At 69.8% G+C, this 17432-nt stretch carries 16 protein-coding genes and 1 pseudogene; 9 read left to right on the top strand and 8 right to left on the bottom strand.

From position 1 onward, the window contains the following. Window positions 1–29: 29 nt before the first annotated feature. Window positions 30–767 (top strand): SDR family NAD(P)-dependent oxidoreductase, encoded by a 738-nt coding sequence (locus LTV02_RS15645; RefSeq protein WP_233040684.1) that lies wholly within the window; start codon window positions 30–32, stop codon window positions 765–767. A 70-nt stretch (window positions 768–837) separates the two neighbouring features. Then, window positions 838–1683, top strand: coding sequence for a hypothetical protein (locus tag LTV02_RS15640; protein WP_233040683.1), 846 nt, complete (start codon window positions 838–840; stop codon window positions 1681–1683). A 4-nt stretch (window positions 1684–1687) separates the two neighbouring features. Here LTV02_RS15640 and LTV02_RS15635 read toward each other — a convergent pair whose 3' ends face one another. Next, on the bottom strand, window positions 1688–2320 hold the full coding sequence (locus tag LTV02_RS15635) for a TetR/AcrR family transcriptional regulator (protein WP_233040682.1): 633 nt from the start codon (window positions 2318–2320) through the stop codon (window positions 1688–1690). A 127-nt stretch (window positions 2321–2447) separates the two neighbouring features. Here LTV02_RS15635 and LTV02_RS15630 point away from each other — a divergent pair, with 127 nt between their 5' ends. From LTV02_RS15630 to LTV02_RS15620, 3 genes are read left to right on the top strand one after another with little or no spacing between them, the layout of a single operon-like run. Beyond that, on the top strand, window positions 2448–2939 hold the full coding sequence (locus LTV02_RS15630) for a nitroreductase family deazaflavin-dependent oxidoreductase (protein WP_233040681.1): 492 nt from the start codon (window positions 2448–2450) through the stop codon (window positions 2937–2939). 32 nt (window positions 2940–2971) lie between these two features. Then, entirely contained in the window at window positions 2972–3877 is a 906-nt protein-coding gene (locus LTV02_RS15625; RefSeq protein WP_233040680.1) for an aminoglycoside phosphotransferase family protein, read from the top strand. Between the two features lie 11 nt (window positions 3878–3888). After that, window positions 3889–4332, top strand: coding sequence for a nuclear transport factor 2 family protein (locus tag LTV02_RS15620; RefSeq protein ID WP_233040679.1), 444 nt, complete (start codon window positions 3889–3891; stop codon window positions 4330–4332). Window positions 4333–4339: 7 nt separating this feature from the next. Here LTV02_RS15620 and LTV02_RS15615 read toward each other — a convergent pair whose 3' ends face one another. Continuing rightward, a complete protein-coding gene (locus LTV02_RS15615; protein ID WP_233040678.1) occupies window positions 4340–5320 on the bottom strand; it encodes an NAD-dependent epimerase/dehydratase family protein in 981 nt (326 codons plus the stop codon). A gap of 144 nt (window positions 5321–5464) precedes the next feature. Between LTV02_RS15615 and LTV02_RS15610 the strand changes: the two genes are divergently transcribed. After that, entirely contained in the window at window positions 5465–5824 is a 360-nt protein-coding gene (locus LTV02_RS15610; RefSeq protein WP_233040677.1) for a hypothetical protein, read from the top strand. Here LTV02_RS15610 and LTV02_RS15605 read toward each other — a convergent pair. The 4 genes from LTV02_RS15605 to LTV02_RS15590 all read right to left on the bottom strand — a co-directional run bounded on the left by LTV02_RS15605 (window position 5783) and on the right by LTV02_RS15590 (window position 9316). After that, window positions 5783–6589: a DUF5984 family protein gene (locus LTV02_RS15605; protein ID WP_233040676.1), complete on the bottom strand. Its 807-nt coding sequence runs from the start codon at window positions 6587–6589 to the stop codon at window positions 5783–5785. The genes LTV02_RS15610 and LTV02_RS15605 overlap by 42 nt on opposite strands. Window positions 6590–6678: 89 nt before the next feature. Next, window positions 6679–7191, bottom strand: coding sequence for a L,D-transpeptidase (locus LTV02_RS15600; protein ID WP_233040675.1), 513 nt, complete (start codon window positions 7189–7191; stop codon window positions 6679–6681). A 200-nt stretch (window positions 7192–7391) separates the two neighbouring features. Further along, window positions 7392–8585: an MlaD family protein gene (locus tag LTV02_RS15595; protein ID WP_233040674.1), complete on the bottom strand. Its 1194-nt coding sequence runs from the start codon at window positions 8583–8585 to the stop codon at window positions 7392–7394. 50 nt (window positions 8586–8635) lie between these two features. Continuing rightward, a complete protein-coding gene (locus tag LTV02_RS15590) occupies window positions 8636–9316 on the bottom strand; it encodes a helix-turn-helix transcriptional regulator (protein WP_233040673.1) in 681 nt (226 codons plus the stop codon). Window positions 9317–9592: 276 nt separating this feature from the next. On the opposite strand from LTV02_RS15590, the pseudogene LTV02_RS15585 reads away from it, so the two are divergent. Next, a pseudogene (locus LTV02_RS15585) lies at window positions 9593–10222 on the top strand (acyl-CoA dehydrogenase family protein); the annotation flags it as partial. A 16-nt stretch (window positions 10223–10238) separates the two neighbouring features. Then, window positions 10239–11309, top strand: a complete 1071-nt coding sequence (locus LTV02_RS15580; RefSeq protein WP_233040672.1) for an acyl-CoA dehydrogenase family protein — start codon at window positions 10239–10241, stop codon at window positions 11307–11309. Between the two features lie 335 nt (window positions 11310–11644). Here the strand turns inward: LTV02_RS15580 and LTV02_RS15570 are convergent, their stop codons facing one another. Then, entirely contained in the window at window positions 11645–14542 is a 2898-nt protein-coding gene (locus LTV02_RS15570) for an AfsR/SARP family transcriptional regulator (RefSeq protein ID WP_269821629.1), read from the bottom strand. Window positions 14543–14676: 134 nt separating this feature from the next. Between LTV02_RS15570 and LTV02_RS15565 the strand changes: the two genes are divergently transcribed. Beyond that, window positions 14677–16086, top strand: coding sequence for a DHA2 family efflux MFS transporter permease subunit (locus tag LTV02_RS15565; protein ID WP_233040671.1), 1410 nt, complete (start codon window positions 14677–14679; stop codon window positions 16084–16086). Window positions 16087–16092: 6 nt separating this feature from the next. Here the strand turns inward: LTV02_RS15565 and LTV02_RS15560 are convergent, their stop codons facing one another. After that, complete coding sequence (locus LTV02_RS15560; protein WP_233040670.1) at window positions 16093–17307, bottom strand: DoxX family membrane protein; 1215 nt, start codon at window positions 17305–17307, stop codon at window positions 16093–16095. Between the last annotated feature and the right edge of the window lie 125 nt (window positions 17308–17432).

Genomic DNA, 17432 nt, shown 5'->3' with positions numbered 1-17432 from the left:
TGGCAAGCTGAGTGCATGGTGATCTTGAAATGAGCCGGGGCGTGCTGGTGACGGGCGCGTCACGGGGGATCGGGCGAGCCATCGCGACCATGTTCGCCGAACTCGGTGATCAGGTCGCCGTGCACTACTCGTCGCGGCGGGAAGCGGCCGAGGAGACGCTGCACGGGCTGCCGGGGGAGGGGCATGTGCTCATCGGCGGCGATATCGCCGATCCGGCGGGGGCGGCGGCGGTGGTCGATACCGCCGTCGCGTCGCTCGGGACCGTGCACGTGCTGGTGAACAATGCGGCGGTCAACCTGCCCAGTCCAGTGGCGTCGACGGATTACGAAGAATGGCAACGGGTTTGGCGGCAGACCGTCGACGTCAACCTGCTCGGCACCGCCAATGTCAGTTTCCGGGTCGCCAAACACATGATCGAGCGCGGCATTCCGGGACGGATCGTCAATATCGGCTCCCGCGGCGCATTCCGTGGCGAACCCGACCATCCCGCCTACGGTGCGACCAAGGCGGCGGTACACGCCCTGGGCCAGTCCCTCGCGGCCGGCCTCGCACCACACGGCATCGCGGTCGCCTCGGTCGCACCCGGTTTCGTCGCCACCGAACGCGTGGCCGACCGGGTCACCGACCAGGTTCGCGCGCAAAGCCCCTTCGGCCGCGTCGCCGCACCCGCCGAAATCGCCGCCGCCGTCCGCTATCTCGCCTCCCCGGAAGCGCAATGGAGCTCCGGTGCGGTCCTGGACGTGAACGGCGCCTCCTACCTGCACTGATCACGAACTCTGTACGCTCGCGAACGAACCTGCGGCCCGGGTGCCGCTCGTTCGAGCCGAAGGAGCCCCCGTGACCGGTGCCACCACTCGCCCGAGATCCGCGGACAATGCCGCTCGCCTGCTGGCCGGCCTCGCGGTCGGCCTCGCCGTGGCCTTCGTGCTGGCCCCGGCCAGGTTGGCGGCGCGCGGATCCACCGGCGACTTCGCCGATGAAAGCGACCTGCGCACCGCTTTTCGCGCCGCGTTCGCCGACTACTGGCGCTCCGGGAAACGGGACTACACCCCCGCGCTCCAGCAGATCGTCGACTATTGGTTTCGCTACCACCTGGTCAAAGCGGTAGTCGCCGCGATCCTGCTGGCCGTATTGGCCAGACTCGCGCTGCTGCTGTGGCGCTCGTTCCTCGCCGCGTCCCCCGGCACCGGCGGCACCACGGCGCTCGCCGCCGGGGCGACCGTCACCACGCTGCTGTCCCTGTTCTCCACGGTCCTGCTGATGGCCAATATCCAGGGCATGATCGCGCCCTTCGCCTCCCTGCTCCCCATGCTCACCAGCGGGCCCTCCGATCCCGAAACCGCCACGGTCCGAGCGCAAATCACGCAATACCTCACCGATTACCCCGCCAACGGCACCCCGCCCGCCCTGGATGTGATGATCAGCGATTTCGCTCGGTATCACGTGGCCATGGCCATCATCGCCGCCACGGTGGCCATCGCCTTCATCGCAGTGAGCGTTCTGCTCTGGAAGCGTTACGCGGCAACCGATTCCGCAGATCGCCGACCCCGACGGCTGCTGGCCGTCTCCGCCATCCTCTCGGCACTGCTTTCGCTCACCGCGCTGGTCGTGGTGTACGCGAACGTCACCAGCGCCGCCGACTCGCCCCCGGCCCTCGCGGCCCTGTTCGCCGGCAGCTGGTAGCGGTTCACCTCGAAGGCGCTGTGCCGGAGGCTGATTCGGGGCGCAGGGCGCGCAGGGCCGGTGCGATCCAGGTGGTGAGGTAGGCGCGGAGGTCAGCGCCCCGGCGGGGTGGGCGGCCCGGGTCGAGGACGAAGGATTGGACGGTGCGGAGCATGTGCTCGGCGAGTTCGTCCAGATGGGCGCTGTCGACGCCGGCTGCGTTCCAGTCGACGGCGAAGCGTTCGAGCATGGCTCGGCTGAAGGCGAGAGCGCCGTCGGAGGTGACGCCGGCGGAGAAGGTGCCGGCGCGGCCGGGGGTGAGCAGGAGACTGATGTACGGGTCTTCCGGGATGCGCTCCAGGGCGTAGGCGATGCCTTCGACCACGGCTCCGGCGGGATCGCGAAAGGCGGACAGGTGCGCGGCCAGGACGTCGAGGAAAGCGCCCGCTTCGGCCAAAGCCGTTGCGGCCAGCAGGGCATCGGCATTGGGAAAGTAGCGGTACACCGTCTGGCGGGTGACGCCCAGCTCCCGGGCGATCTCGGCCATGGTGAAGTCCGCGCCCGCGCGCTGGATCGCGGTGCGCGCGGCCGTCAGGATGCGCTCGACGGCCTCGGTGTCGTCGGCCGGGGCGGTGCCCGACCAGCCGTGCGTGCGCATGGGGTGCTCCTCGGGTGTCGGGTGGTTCGCGGTGACCCTACCGAGAGCGGCGTTTGCCCGTCACCTCTTGACCATACATGTCTGTAGATGTGTATGGTCATGTCCTGACGTCGAACCTGGAGAGCGCATGACGACCCACCCGCCCCGCCCCGCCCAACTCGATTCACCGATGCTGCCGAAGATCTTCAAATACGTTGGCAAAGCCCAGGTTTGGCTCTACCGGCGCACCAATGGCCGGATCGGCGGCAAATGGCGGATCGGCGCCGGATTCCGCAAACCCGTCCCGACCCTGCTGCTCGAACACCGCGGCCGCAAATCCGGAATTACCTACACCACCCCCCTGCTCTACCTGGCCGACGGCGCCGACACCGTCATCGTCGCCTCCCAGGGCGGCCTCCCCAAACACCCGCAGTGGTACCACAACCTGCGCGCCCACCCCGACACCCGCATCCAGGTCGGCCCCCGCCGCTACCCGGTCCGCGCCACTGTCGCCGACCCCGCCCAACGCGCCCGCCTCTGGCCCCTGCTCCTCGACACCTACGCCGATTTCGCCACCTACCAGGCCTGGACCGAACGCGAGATCCCGGTCGTCATCCTGACCCCGCTCACGGAATCCTGAACCTTGCCCGGCTCCGGCTACCGTTGATTCCCGTGACGCACACCGACATCGAGGTCACCGCGGAGCTGGTGCGGGATCTACTGCGCGATCAGCACCCGGATCTGGCGGAGTATCCGATTCGGCTCGGCGCCCGGGGATGGGACAACCAGCTCTGGCGGATCGGCGACGACCTGGCGGTGCGTCTGCCGTGGGCGACGGATTCCGCGGATGCGCTGTTGCGCAAGGAGTTCGCGTGGCTGCCCGGGCTCGCTCCGCGGCTGCCGTTACCGGTGCCGGTGCCGCAGCGGTTCGGCGAACCCTCGGAGCGGTTCCCGCGACCGTGGATCGTGACCACTTGGGTACCCGGTTCGCCCGCTGATATCGCACCGGTCACGCGCGGCCGCGAAGGCGCGATCGCGCTGGCGGAGTTCCTCACCGATCTTCATCAACCTGCACCGGAGGATGCTCCGAGAGGCCGGAATCGGGGTGGTCCGTTGGCGGCCCATGCCGAGGGGTTCGCGCAAATGCTCGCCGCGGCCGTCGAATTCGGCGCGATACCGGATCCCGATGCCGTGCGCGAGGCGTGGGAGGATGCCGTCGCCGCGCCGGAGTGGCAGGGGCGCGCGGTCTGGCTGCATGCCGACCTGCACCCGGCCAATGTGCTGACATCCGACGGAACTATCTGTGGCGTAATAGATTTCGGTGATCTTTGTGTGGGCGATCCCGCGTACGATCTCGCCGCCGCGTGGATCTTGCTGCCGGACGGGGTGGCTGATGTGTTTCACGCCGGCTACCGGCATGCGGTGGATGATGCGATGCTGCGCCGGGCGCGCGGGTGTGCGGTGCTGAAGGCGCTCAGTGGGATTCTGATCGGGGAGGCCGGGATCCAGGGGCGGCCGGGAGGCAAAGCCACTTGGGGGCCGCCCGGTTATGCGTCGTTGCGGCGGCTGTTGACCTAGCCTCGGATGGTATGAGTGCTGCCGGTGACACGACCGCGATCACGAACCTGATCGCGAAGTATGCGGAGTTGGTCGATGACGGGGACTTCGGGGGTGTGGGGGCGTTGTTTGCCGGTGGGGTGTTCAAAGGAGGGGGTGGGGTGGTCGGTGGGGAGGATGTGGAGCGGATGTTGCGGGTGATGGTGATCGTGTATGAGGACGGGACGCCACGGACGCATCATGTGACGACGAATATCGCGGTGGAGTTCGAGGGGGACGAGGCTGCGGCTCGGTCGTATTTCACGGTGTTTCAGGCGCTTCCGGATCTGCCGTTGCAGGCGATTGTGACCGGGCGTTACCGGGATCGGTTCGGGCGGGTGGCGGGGGAGTGGCGGTTTCTGGAGCGGGAGGTGGATATTCGGATGACCGGTGATTTGAGCGGGCATCTGCGTCGGAAGCCCGCGCGGGCGGAGTGACGGGGCGTCAGCGTTGGGTGTATACGCCGGTGGGGGTGGCGTGGTAGCCCTTGGCGCCGATGGTGAGTGCGAGTGGGCTGCACGGCTTTCGGCCCGCGCGGACCAGGCCGGCGATGGTGGGGAAGTCGTAGCGCGGGGTCCAGTGCAGGTCTCGGCGGGCGCGGGCGTTGACGTAGACGCGGTCCAGGGTGGGGAACATGTGCCAGCCCCGGGTTCGGTAGTCGGCGGCGATCTCGGGGTAGAGGCGGGCCACTACCGCGGGTGCGTTCACGGCTAGTTCGGGGAGGTCGGCCGGGGTGAACGGGGTTGTGGCGCTGAGGATGTAGCGGCCGAAGCCGAGGGTGGGCGCCTGCTCGGCGGCCAGGAGGTGGGCGTCTACCACGTCGGCTATATCGATCCGGCGGTACAGGAATTCGTTGGTCTTGAGGTTGGCGTCGTCGTAGCGGGCGCGGACGTCGTCGCGGTCGTCCGCTTCGGGGAAGAAGCGTGCGGTGCGCAGGATCAGGACGGGCAGGCCGGAGTCGCGGGCGGCCAGTTCGCAGAGATCCTCGGCCGCGATCTTGGTTGCGCCGTAGATATTGCGCACCACCGGGTGCACGTCCTCGGTGATCCATGCGGCGGGCGCACCCGGAGCAGGGGTCAAGGCGCGGCCGAATGCACTGGTGCTGCTGGTGAACACGAAACTTCGCACCCCGGCCGCCGCGGCCGCCTCGAGCAGGGTGAGGGTGCCGGTCACATTGGTGTCGACGAAGTCCTGCCGGCGGTGCGAGCCCACATGCGGTTTGTGCAGGGTGGCGGTGTGCAGCACCCGCGTCACCCCATCGAGCGCCCGCCGCACCACATCCCGATCGGCAACGGACCCGATGACGGTCGTGAATTCCGACCCGAGCACATCGAGCCCGATCACCTCCTCCCCACGCTCCCGCAACACCCGAACCAGCGCCTCCCCGAGATGCCCCGCACTCCCGGTAACCAGAAACCGCTCCATAGCCCTGATCTACCAGACCGGCCCCGTCCCGCTCGACCCGTTATCCCAGAGCCTTTTGCTCCACTTTTCCCACCGGATACGAGGAAACCACCCGAAACCCTGTAAAAGTGGAGCAAAAGGCTCATCGGCACGGAAGGGGTGTGTATGCCGATCGAGGAAGACCGCACGAGCCGCCTCGTCCTGTGGGCGGTCGCCGCCTGGGGCGCGATCGCCGCCGTGCTGACCGCGCCGTTCGCCGCCGGCCTGGTCGGGGTGCTCTTCCGCTTTCCCATCCCCTTCGGCGAGCCCGCCCGCGGCCTCGAGGACATCCTGAACGCGATCATGGCCTCGGTCTTCTACCTGATCTGGGGCGAAGGCGTCATCCTGGCCGGACTGGGCGGCACCGCAGGCTATTTCATCGCCCGCCGATTCGGCCCGGGCCTGCTCCGCTCACTGGCCCTCGCCGTCTCCGCGGCCTTCGGCCTAGCCCTGTTCGGCGGCGTGATCCTCGCGGCGATCGGCTGAACCCAGCAGCAACGGCAGTACGGCACGCACCGCCTTCCAATCGGTGTCGACCGACCGCTGCAATGCCCGGGCCAGCCACGTGCCGCGGTCGGCGTGTTCACGAACGAGCCCGGGCAGATCGAGTTCCACCGACGGCGGCGCACCGGACGCGGTCAGGTGATCGACCCGCGCCTGCATCGCCGCGATCAGCCGATCGTGGAAACCGGTTATCTCAGCGAGGAACTCGTCGGTGGAGAAGGTCGCGGTGCCGGTCGCCGGTGCGGTGAACAGGATCTCACCGTCAGGATCCCGGTGGAAACGCCAGCTGAGAGTTATCGAATCGGTGGGCTCCACGGTGCGGACGAAGAGGAAGGCAGGTCCGAACCGAAGGTAATGCGTGTCCACGCAACGGTCGTAGAACGCGCTGTGAGCCGCGTCGACCATCGGACTGTCGGCGATCTCGGAATCGCCCAGATCGGTCCAGCCGCTCAGCCCGCCCGGCAGCACTCCCGCAATGTCCGCGGGCACCGGTTCGAGGATGCTCGGGAGTGCCACGAGCAGGTCTTCCCAGAGCCGGACCACGTAATAGTCCACCCAGGGCTCGCCTTCCCGGCGGCCTTCGGTATCCGAGCGCTCGATCGTCTGCGCGGCATACCGCAGGAGTTCGATCCCGTCCGCTTCGAGACAGTACCGGCCATCGGTGAGCCCGAACCAATGGAAGGTTCGATCCCGTCCCCACGGACTCACCCGGTCGATCGGGGTGAGGTCGAATCGAATACGCAGCACCGGCTGATGGAACCGGATCGGCGGGGGAAGAGCAAGGCTCCCTCCTGGTTTACAGGAGGGAGCCTTGGGAATACTTGCGGTGGTGCCGGTTACGTGACGACCTCTACGACGTCGCCGACGTTCATGTAGTTGAAGAACTCGCGGGCCCCGTCGGGGGTCATGCGGATGCAGCCGTGGGACTGTTTTTCCACCGGTCCGATGTGGAACGCGATGTCGCCGTTGAAGAACATGGCGTATTCCATCGGGGCGTTGTGCATGGTGCTCCAGTGGAAGGGCTTCTTGAGGAAGACCTTGAAGACGCCCGGCGGGGTTTCGTAGCCGGGCATACCGTGCGAGATGGGGGTGGGGCCGAAGACGACCTTGCCGTTGTCCATCAACCAGGCCTCGTTGGTGCTGAGGCGCAGGCAGGCGCGCGCGGCGCCGCTGCACGGAGCTACGACCGGTGCGGGAGCGGTGTCCGGGATGATCGATGGAACACCCGGGACATCCGGTCCGCCCGGCCATAACGGGTCGGCGTGGGCGGGCGCGGTCGCGAGACCGGCGGTGGCGACACCGACCAGTACCGCGGAGCGCGCCATCGCGCCGAGAGAACGCTTGCTCATCATCGAGATTCAGACCTCTCTAGCCTTGCCCGCCACCCTTGCTGGTTCCGCCTGCGAGGGCGAAGGGACATCACGTTGGGACAAGCATGGGACCGTGGGAGGTACCGCTGATCATTCTTAACCGTGCCGAGCGGGATTCGTGGGACAAACCGCCACGGACGCGCCGACACGCGAGCCTGCGGGGGTGGACGCGCCGGTGATCAGCGGATCGGCGGCAGGGTGCGTTCGTTCGGGTCGGCGCCGGCGGGCCTGTGCGCGCCATTGTCGGGGACATTCGGGCGGGGCGCGTTGACCGAGCCGCGGATCTGCTGATCGGGCGGCGGATTGTCGCAATAGTTCCAGCGGCCGAGGGTGCCGTCCTGCACCACGTAGTGCGGGCTGGGCTTGGTCGAATACTGGCACCACGGCCGCATCCAGATATCCACGATGGTGTAGAACTCGTTGTCGTGCGCCGGAACTCCCATGGCCTGCGTCCCGGGCACCAGCGCGGGGAACAGCGCGCGCAGCGCGGGAATGCGCAGCTGCGCCGCCCGGACGATGGCGGTCATGGTGACCACCAGCCGCTGGATCGGATCGTCATTGCGGTCCAGGGTTTCCACCGCCACGGCCAGCTGCCCGGGCGCGCGGTCGAGCAGCGTGCGCAATTCGGCGTTGGCGGCGTCGGCCTGATCGATCAGCGTGCGCGAATTACGGGTCAGGGTGCCCAGATCCGGTTGCGCCTGCGAGGTGGTCGAGGCGATGGTGCGCAGGCTCGCGATCAGGTTGACGGTCTGCGGCAGCAGATTGTCCAGGCCGTGGGTGGCCAGGCTGACGCCGTCGATCAGCGCCCGCAGCTGTTCCTTGCCGCCGCTGAGCGCGGTGTCGAGCTCGTCCAGGATGACGGCGTATTTGTCCGGATCGATCTGGGAGATCAGGTCGTTCGTGCTGGCGAGCGCCGCCCAGACCGGCGTCGGCGTGCTGATCTGCTCGGGGTCGAAGCGGATCACGTCCCCGTCGTGCAGGTACGGCGCGGCATCGGTGTGCGGCCGGAAGTCCAGGTACTGCTCGCCGGCGCCCGACAACGCCCCCACCGCGATGGCGGTATCGGCCGGAATCTTGTACTTGTCGTCGATGTCCGCGGTCGCGGCGATACCCGCCCCGCCGTCGATGATGTCGACCGCCCGCACTTGCCCGACGCGATACCCCCGCCACGTCACGTCATTGCCGGCCTGTAGCCCGCCCGAGCGATCGAGATGCACTGTGACGGCATAGGTTCCGCCCGGCAGCCGCACCCGCGCCACGTCCACCGCCAGATATCCGGCGCCGACCAGCAGGATGCCCACCAGGCTGAGATTGGAGATCAAGGTCTTGTGCTCACGCAGTACGCCCACGAACCCGCCTTCATTGCCGATCACGGACAAAAAGTTCGGTGCACAGCAAACACTCGGCGAAACTGCGGGCAATACTAACCGGGGGTGCGCAACAGACCCAGTTCGGCCGCGCGGACACCGATCTGGAACCGCGTGGCGACACCGAGACGCGCCATCAGATCGGCGACATGCCGGCGATAGGTGCGCAGCGACACGCCCAGGCGGCGAGCGGCGGTCTCGTCCTTGAGGCCCAGCGCGAGGGCGTGCAGCACGGCGCGCAGGACTTCGTCGATCTCGGGGCGGACCGGGTCCAGCGCAGTGGCCAGGCCCGCCGCCGATTCCCAGGCCAGGCGGGCGAATTGGTCCAGGGCGCGCAGCAGCGCCGGTTCCCGGATCAGATAGGCGTACGGGTGCGCCGCGCCCGCACCGCTCCACAGCACCGCCAGCCGCCGGTCGATGATGAGCGCGTTGTGGAAGTCGTTGCCGGTGATCCGGATCTGCGCGCCCAGCGACGAATGCCGCAGCAGCGGTTGGCGGTCGCGGGCATCGAGATAGTCGGGGGAGTACAGCAGCCGCACCAGTTTCCCGGCGGCCAGCAGGTCACCGACCACCACCTGGCCGAGCCGGTAATGCGTGGGCGAACGGGTGGGATTCGAGACCGCCACCACCGCTTCGCGTTCGGCGCGTGACAGCAGGCGCTGGACATCGTCGTCCCAATGCCCGTCCTGGCTGAAGCGGACGATCCCGCCGCGCGCCGGCCTCGCGTCCCGCGTCATGCTCGTGCCTCTCGGTTCACCTCATCATTACGGCCCGCGGTTCGCCGCTGTCAACGGTGGTGGCAGCTTCCTGCCACGGCCCGCGCCCGGGGCGCGCCGGTTCCTAGCGTCGGTGCATGCACATCGATTTCACCAACGAGCAGCGGCAGCTGCGGAAACAATTGCGCGAGTACTTCGCGGAGCTGATGACACCCGAACGCCGGGCGGGGTTGCGGCGCGGGCCGGGCGGGGAGCACGGCGACGGCGCGGTCTACCGGGAGGTGGTGCGGCAGCTCGGGGCTGTCGATTCTGGTGGTTCCCACCGGGGCGCAAGGGTTTTCGTGGACGAAGGTGCACACGATGGCCGGGGTCGGGACGAGCGCGACCTACTACTCGGGGGTGCGGGTGCCGGTGGAGAATGTGGTCGGGGGCGTGAATCGGGGCTGGGCGTTGATCACCAATCAGCTCAATCACGAACGGGTGGCGTTGAGTTCGGCTGCGCCACTGCGGGAATCGTTGCGGCAGGTGCGGGCGTGGGCGCAGCGGACCGTAGCCCCGGACGGCGGGCGGGTCATCGACGCCGAATGGGTGCGCCTGCATCTGGCCCGGGTGCACGCGCACGCCGAATACTTGAAGTTGCGTAACTGGCGGACGGCGGCGGCTGCCGATGCGGGGGAGCCCGGGCCCGCGGAGGCGTCGGCGACCAAGGTGTTCGGCACCGAATTCGCCACGGAGGGTTACCGATTGCTCATGGAGGTGCTGGGTGCGGAATCGATGCTGCGGGAGGACGCGCCCGGGGCGCTGCTGCGCGGGCGCATCGAACGCTTCCACCGGTCCTCGCTGATTCTCACCTTCGGCGGCGGGGTCAACGAGGTGCAGCGCGACATCATCGCCAAGACCGCCCTCGCGCTGCCGGTCACCCGCTGAAAGAAGGAGTACGGTAATGGATTTCGAATACACCGAAGCGCAGCGGGACCTGTCCGGGCTGGCCCGCGACCTGTGCGCCGAACGGGCCTGGAACGCCACCGGATTCGACCCGGAACTCTGGCGCGCCCTGGCCGCCGCCGGTCTGCTCGATGCCGCGCTGCCCGAATCCGCCGGGGGCGCCGGGTTCGACGTGCTGGAGCAGTGCGCGATCCTGATCGAACTCGGCCGCGCGCTCGCACCCGCGCCGTACACGACCGGTATCGCGGTGGCGGCGGCGACCATCGCGCGCTTCGGGAACGAGGGGCAGGTACGGCGCTGGGTGGGGCCGGTGCTCAGCGGGGAGGCGACCATCGCACCGGCACTGGCGCGCGGCGTGGTCGCGTTCGAAGCCGAACGGCAGGGCGAACTCTGGCGTATCGAGGGCGCGCAGCAGGTGGTCGCCGCGGGCGCGTTCGCCGGAGCGTTCCTGGTCGAGGCGCGAGCGGGCGCGGATTCGCTGCTGCTGCTGGTGGATCGCGACACCGACGGGGTGAGCGTCACCGCGCAACATGTCGTCGACGGTCGTGACGCGGCACTGCTGGAATTGCGTGATGTCGTCGTCGGCCCGGCGCACGCGCTCAGCGCTCCGGGAGCCGCCGCCTGGGCGCGTCGCCGGGCGACCATCGCCACCTGCGCATATCAGCTCGGCGTGCTGACCCGCGCCCTCGAACTGACCTGCGAGTACGCCCGCACCAGAAAGCAATTCGACAAGCCGATCGGCGCTTTTCAAGCCGTTCGGCAGCGCCTCGCCGATGCCTTCATCGATGTCGAAGCCGTCCGGCTCACGCTGTGGCAGGCGGCGTGGCGTGAATCCCGGGGCCTGCCCGCCGATTCCGAAATCGCCGTGGCCAAGTTCTGGGCGGCCGAAGCCGGGCACCGGGTGGCGCATACGGCCGTGCACGTGCACGCCAGTACCGGGATCTACCGGGACTATCCGATGCAGCGTTATTTCCTGGCCGCCAAGCGCGCGGAATTCGAGTCCGGTTCCGCGGTTTCCCAGCTGCGCGGGCTCGGCATGCTCTTGGCCGCCGAGCCCGCGGACGCCTGAGGCGCGATCACGCGGTCGGCGAGCAGGCCGGCCCACCAGGTGATGCGGGCGCGGCCCAGGACCAGGCGGTCGCCCGCCGCGGTCCAGGCCTCGGCGGTGCTGCCGCCCAGGCGTGCCGTGGTGATCCGGGCATGTGTCCACCGCATGCGCACCCCTCGTGCCCACGCGGCCATGGCCGTCGCGTTCGCCGTCACCGTGACCTCCCTTTTCATCGGTGGTGGCGTGAGGGAAACCCTGCCAGGCCCGGATAAAAAGCGAATAAACGTTCTCTATTGGGTGGGGCGGAAGGCCGGCTGCCCGGCGGAGGCGCCGGGCAGCCGGGTGGCAGGGGCGGTTCAGGGTTGTGGCGGCGGGCCGAACAGGGCTGCGGGGGTGGGGGCGGGGAGGCCCGCGCGGCGGAAGATCTCGGCGGCGTCGTGGAGTTCGGATTCGGCGGCGGCGGTGTCGCCGCGGGCGGCGCGGGCGGCGGCGCGCAGGGCCATGGCGCGGGCGCGGTCGAGGGGGTCGGCGGCTTCGGCGAAGAGGTCCAGGGCGTGGGTGGCTTCGGATTCGGCGGCGGGGACACGGCCGGCGCGCAGGTGGATCTGGGCCAGGCGGGTGCGGGCCCAGCCTTCCCAGAGGCGGACGCCATTGCGGCGGGCGATGGCCACCGCCTCGTCGCCGAGTTCGCGGGCGCGCTCGTGCTCGCCGAGCATGGAGCGGGTGGCGGCCAGTTCGTGGGTGGCCCAGCCGAGCGCGACGGGGTTGGAGGCTTCCCGGGCCAGGGTGATGGCGCGGTCGGCCACCGCCACGGCCTCGTCGTATTGCCCGGATTCGCACAGGGTTCGGGTGGCCAGGGCGAGAATCCAGGCCTCCATGGAGCGATCGCCTTCGGCGCGGGTCAGGGCCAGGGCATTGGCGTAGTGGCGGTGCGAATCCTTGGTATTGCCCATGCGGCGGTCGGCCACACCCAGCAGGACCTCGGTCAGGATCTGCAAGCGACGGTCCGCGGCATCCGACGGCGGCGAAATCGGTTGCAGGAACTCCATACTCGCCTCGATCTCGCCCAGGCCGACCTGCAGCAGCGCGCCGATGGCCACCCGCAGACGCCGGGCGGGGGTGGCGTGATCTTCCCGGATCGCGGTGTGCAACAGGGCTTTCAACGCGTCGGCGAGTTCGCGGGCGCGAGTACCCGCGTCCATGAGTTCGGCCATCACCCAGGCCAGATCGGCGGCCACCGCGACTGCCGGACCGCCGATACGCGCGGCCTGCCGGTGCAGGGCGATCACGACGGGACGTTCGATATCGTTCCAGCACTGACCTTCCGCCCCATTGGCGAAAGTGCGGCCGGGCACTTTGGTCGGCACCAGCAGCCGGGTGGTATTGCTGTAATCGATGGCGCTGAGCAGATTCTTGGCGCTGGCCAGGTAGTAGTCGAGCAGCCGCACCAGAATCGCGGACTCGTCCTCCCCGCAGGTCCCGTCCGGGTCGTGCGCGGCGGCCAGGCGGGCCGCGAACAGGCGCAGCAGATCGTGGAAGCGGTAGCGGCCGGGCGCGGTGGTCTCCAGCAGGTTCAGATCCACCAGGGATTCGCACAGCTGCTCGGCTCGCGCCACCGGCACCCCGAGCACCGCGGCGGCTCCGTCGGCGGGGAAGTCCGGGACGTCATTGCGGGCCAGCATGCGAAATGCCCTGGCCTGCTGGTCGTTCAACTGCCCGTAGCCGAGCTGGAACGCGGCCTCGACGGCCAGTTCGCCGGTTTGCAGCACGTCCAGGCGCTGGTTCGCGTCGGCCAGGCGATCGGCCAGGGCGGCGAGGGTCCACTGCGGGCGCACCGCCAGCCGGGCCCCGACGATCCGGACCGCGAGCGGCAGCCGCGCGCACAGCGCGATCACTGTATGCGCCGCATCCCGTTCGGCCGCAACGCGTTCCGCGCCGAGAATGCGGGTCAGCAGCGTCATCGCCTCCGCGGTCTCCAGCACGTCGAGGCGGGTGCGGCGCAGCGCGGGCAGTTCGGTGAGCACCGAGCGGCTGGTGACCAGCACGGCGGTGCCGGGCGTGCCGGGCAGCAGCGGAGCCACCTGGGCGCTGTCGCGGGCATTGTCGAGCACCACCAGAACGCGCTTGTCGCACAACAGGGTTCGCAATTGCGCGGCGCGGTCGTCGACGGTGGAGGGGATATCGCCTTCCGCGACGCCGAGCCCGCGCAGGAACCCGCCCAGGGCTTCCCCGGGCGAGACCGGTTCGGGATCGACCCCGCGCAGGTTCACATACAGCTGCCCGTCCGGGAACCGATCGCGCACCCGGTGGGCGACGTGCAGGGCGAGCGCGGTCTTGCCGACCCCGCCCATACCGCCGACCGCCGAGATCACCACGGTGCTGCCGTCGCCGGTGAGTTCGGCCGCGATCTCCTCGGTGACCCGGGAGCGCCCGGTGAAATCGGCTATGTCGGGCGGCAATTGGGCCGGGGCGGGCGCCGGACGCGGGGCGCGCAGCACCGGCGGCAGATCGGCGCGCAGGATGCGGGTGTGCACGGCGCTCAGCTCCGGTCCGGGCTCCACGCCGATGCCCTCCACCAGCGCCCGCCGCGCGCGCCCGTACTCCTCGAGCGCGTCCGCCTGCCGGCCGCAGTGATAGAGCGCGGTCATCAGCAGCGCCCGGAATCGTTCCCGCAGCGGATGCTCGTCGATGAGCGGGCCCAGTTCGGTGACCGCGTCGGCGCTGCGGCCGGTTTCGATGTCCAGGCTGAGCCGGTCCTCGAGAATGGCCAGCCGCCATTGTTCGAGCCGCGCCCGCTGGCGTTCGGCGTACGGTCCGGGCAGTCCGCTCAGGGGCGCGCCCTGCCATTGCGCCAGCGCCGCCTCGAGGGTGTCGCGAGCTTTGACCGGGTCGTCGTCGCGCAATTGCCCGGCGGCGGTGACCCGGTCGACGACGGTGTCGATATCGGTGCAGCCGGCCGGAACGCGCAGGGCGTAGCCGTCGCCGACCGAGACCAGCAGGCTCGACGGCCCGCGCATGGTGCGCTCGGGTTCGAGTTCGCGGCGGAGCTTGGCCACGTGGGTGCGCAGCGCCGGGACCGCGCGCAGCACCGGGTCGTCGCCCCAGATGCCTTCGACGAGTTCGGCGGCCGTCACCGCCTTGCCCTCGCGCAGCAGCAGTGCCACCAGCACGGCGCGCCGTTGTGGCGGGCCCAGGTCCAAGGGCGTGTCTCCACGCCAAGCCCGGACCTCGCCCAATACCGCGAACTTCAACAAACCGACCTCCCCGTTCGGGCAGTGTAATGGTCGCCTGGCTCGTTGATCCGGCGACTATTCAACACCGATCACGGCCCCCCATCGTGGAATATCGGCCCGCTCGACGGGTTCGGTGACAAACCGGGGGAGGGAAGATGGCTCATCGGGTATCCGGGGAGGCCGGAGGCATCGGGGCGCGAGCGGTATCGGCGGTGGTGTGCGCGGCGTCGTTCCTGACGTTTCTGGACGTGTCGGTGGTGAATATCGCGTTTCCGAGCATCGCCCGATCCTTCAGCGGGACAGGGCAATCCGTGCTCACCTGGGTGGTGAGCGGGTACAGCGTGACCTTCGCGGCCGGGCTCGCGCCCGCCGGGCGGCTGGCCGATGTGATCGGGCGGGGTCGGTTGTTCCTGCTCGGGCTGGCCGGATTCGTGCTCACCTCCCTCGCCTGCGCGCTCGCGCCGTCGGCGGCAGCGCTCATCGCGGCGCGGCTGCTGCAAGGGGTGACGGCGGCGGTGGTGGTGCCCGCGTCGGTGGGATTGCTGCTGGGGGTGGTCGCGCCGGAGCGGCGGCCGGGGGCCATCGGAACCTGGACGGCCACCAATGGATTGGGTGCGGTGCTCGGGCCGGTGCTGGGCGGATTGCTGGTGGATCAGTTCGGGTGGCGGGGGATCTTCGCCATCAATATCCCGATCGGGCTGGTGCTGGTGGTCATCGGTCTGCGCTTCGTGCCGATGGATCGCCCCCGGGCCCGCGCCCCGCTGCCGGATGCCCTGGGCGCGTTGCTCTTCGCGACCGGCACCGGGTCCATCGTCGCCGCGATCACCCGCGGCCAGGATTGGGGCTGGACCGCGCCGCTCACCGTGTCCCTGCTGCTGGGCGGTCTGGTTCTGCTGCTGCTGGCTTTGCTTCGCGCCCGCACCCACCGCAGCCCCGCCGTCGATCTCGGACTGTGGCGCAACGGCTTGTTCGCCCGCACCAGCCTGGCGTCGGCGGTGATCGGCCTGGCGCTGTTCGCGCACATGCTCATCGGCCCGATCTTCCTGGCCGAGATCTGGCACTACTCCGTGGTCAAAGCCTCGTTCGTGCTCACCATCGCGGCCGTCGGCGCCATGCTCACCTCGATCGTGGTGGGCAGGATCGGCACCCCGCACAATGCGGGCCGCCTGGCAGCCCTGGGCGCACTGCTGTTCGCGGCGGGCGCGACCCTGCTCGGCACGCACGCGCTCACCGCCGCCGAACGCCTGTGGACGGTCTGGGCCCCGGCCGCCGCGGTCATCGGCCTCGGTATCGGATTGTCGTTCGCCGCCTTGGGAATCGCCGCGTCGGCCGCCATCCCGGAGGACGAGTTCGCGGCCGGGCTCGGCATGAATTTCACGGTCCGGCAGGTCGGGGGCGGTTTCGGGATCGCGATTCTGGCCGCGCTGGTCTCCGCGCACGGCATTCATCTGCTCGATGCCGTGCACGAGCTCTACCGGGTGGAGGCCGTGGTCCTGCTGGCCGCGGCGCCGCTGTGCCTGACCCTGCGGCCCGCCCGGACCACCGCCCCCGTCACCGTCCCCTGACCGGAATCAGCCGCGCCGCTCCTCGATTCGATCGCGCGCCGATTCCGCCGCCCGCGCCCCGCGATCGAGCACGTTCTCGGCCAGTACCGCGCCACGATCCAGGGCGTCCCCGGCGAGCCGCGCGCCACGATCCCGTGCCGTCTCGGCAACGCTCGCACTGCGATCACGCGCGAGCCTGGCAGCCTGACGCCGCCGCCCGCGCGCGGTCCGCGCGGCCCGCACACCCCGATCGTGCGCGGCGTCCGCAGCCCGCTGCCGCCGCTCACGCGCGGTCTCGGCGACCTGTGCGCCCCGATCCCGCGCGGTATCGGCCAGATCGGCCCCGCGTTCCCGGGCGGCTTCGGCCAGCTCCACACCCCGCCCGCGGGCGGTATCGGCGAAGTCCGCGCCGCGTTCGCGTGCGGTTCCGGCGAAGTCCGCGCCGCGCTCACGGGCGGTCTCGGCCAGGTCCGCGCCGCGTTCGCGTGCGGTTTCGGCGAGGTCCGCCCCGCGGACTTTGGCTACCTCGACCAGATGCCCGCCGCGGCGTTTGGCGATATCGGCGAATTCGCGGCTGCGGTCGCCGACCGTTTCGGCCAGGTCCGCGCCCTGTTCCTTGGCGGTCTCGGCCCAGTGCGGGGCTTCGGACTGGACGGTGTCGGCCAGTTCGGCGATGCGTTCCTTGGTGTGCCCGGCCGCCACCCGGGTGTGGGCGAGGGCTTCCTCCAGGCCCTTGCGCACGGCGGCGTAGCTGTCGTCGGAGGCGTGGGTGAGCGGCAGGCTCGCGGAAACCTTTGCGGCGGCGCGTTTTCCGCGCCAGGCGAGGGACGGTTTGCCCGCGGTGTCGGAGGCCGCGATCATGAGGCCGCCGAGCAGGCTGACGTCCTTGATGAACCCCAGCCGTTTGACGGCCCGGCGCTCGGGGTCCGGTTCGTCCCAGAAATTGTGTTCGATGGCGGTGGCGGGGACGAGGGTGGCGGCCAGCACCGTGGACGCGATGCGGGGCACGCGGCCGAAGGCGAGCAGGGCGGCGGCGCCGACCTGGACCATGGCATTGACCCGGACCACCTGGCCGGGATCGGAGGGGAGTTTGGCGGCGTACTGCTCGGGCAGCCGCCGCTCTCCGTGCTGGACGAGCGTGGCGGCCATCTTGGTGCGGGGCTCGGGGTTGGCGAGGGTGGTGAGCCCGTCGGCGATGAACGCGGACGCCAGCAGTGGACGGGCGATTCGTCGAATCAGCATGTTCGGATTCCTTTCCGACCAGGCAGTGCCCACTGGCGAACCCGGCAAACCCCCGCTCGGCGGCGCGTCGGGAGCGAATCACCGGGCCATTGGTCATCCATTGGTACATCCGGAGCGAACCGGCC

The sequence above is a fragment of the Nocardia yamanashiensis genome (genome assembly GCF_021183565.1).
Classification (GTDB): Bacteria; Actinomycetota; Actinomycetes; order Mycobacteriales; family Mycobacteriaceae; genus Nocardia; species Nocardia yamanashiensis.
The sequence above is the reverse complement of the archived record's forward strand: the minus strand, read 5'-3'. Positions and strand labels throughout refer to the sequence as shown.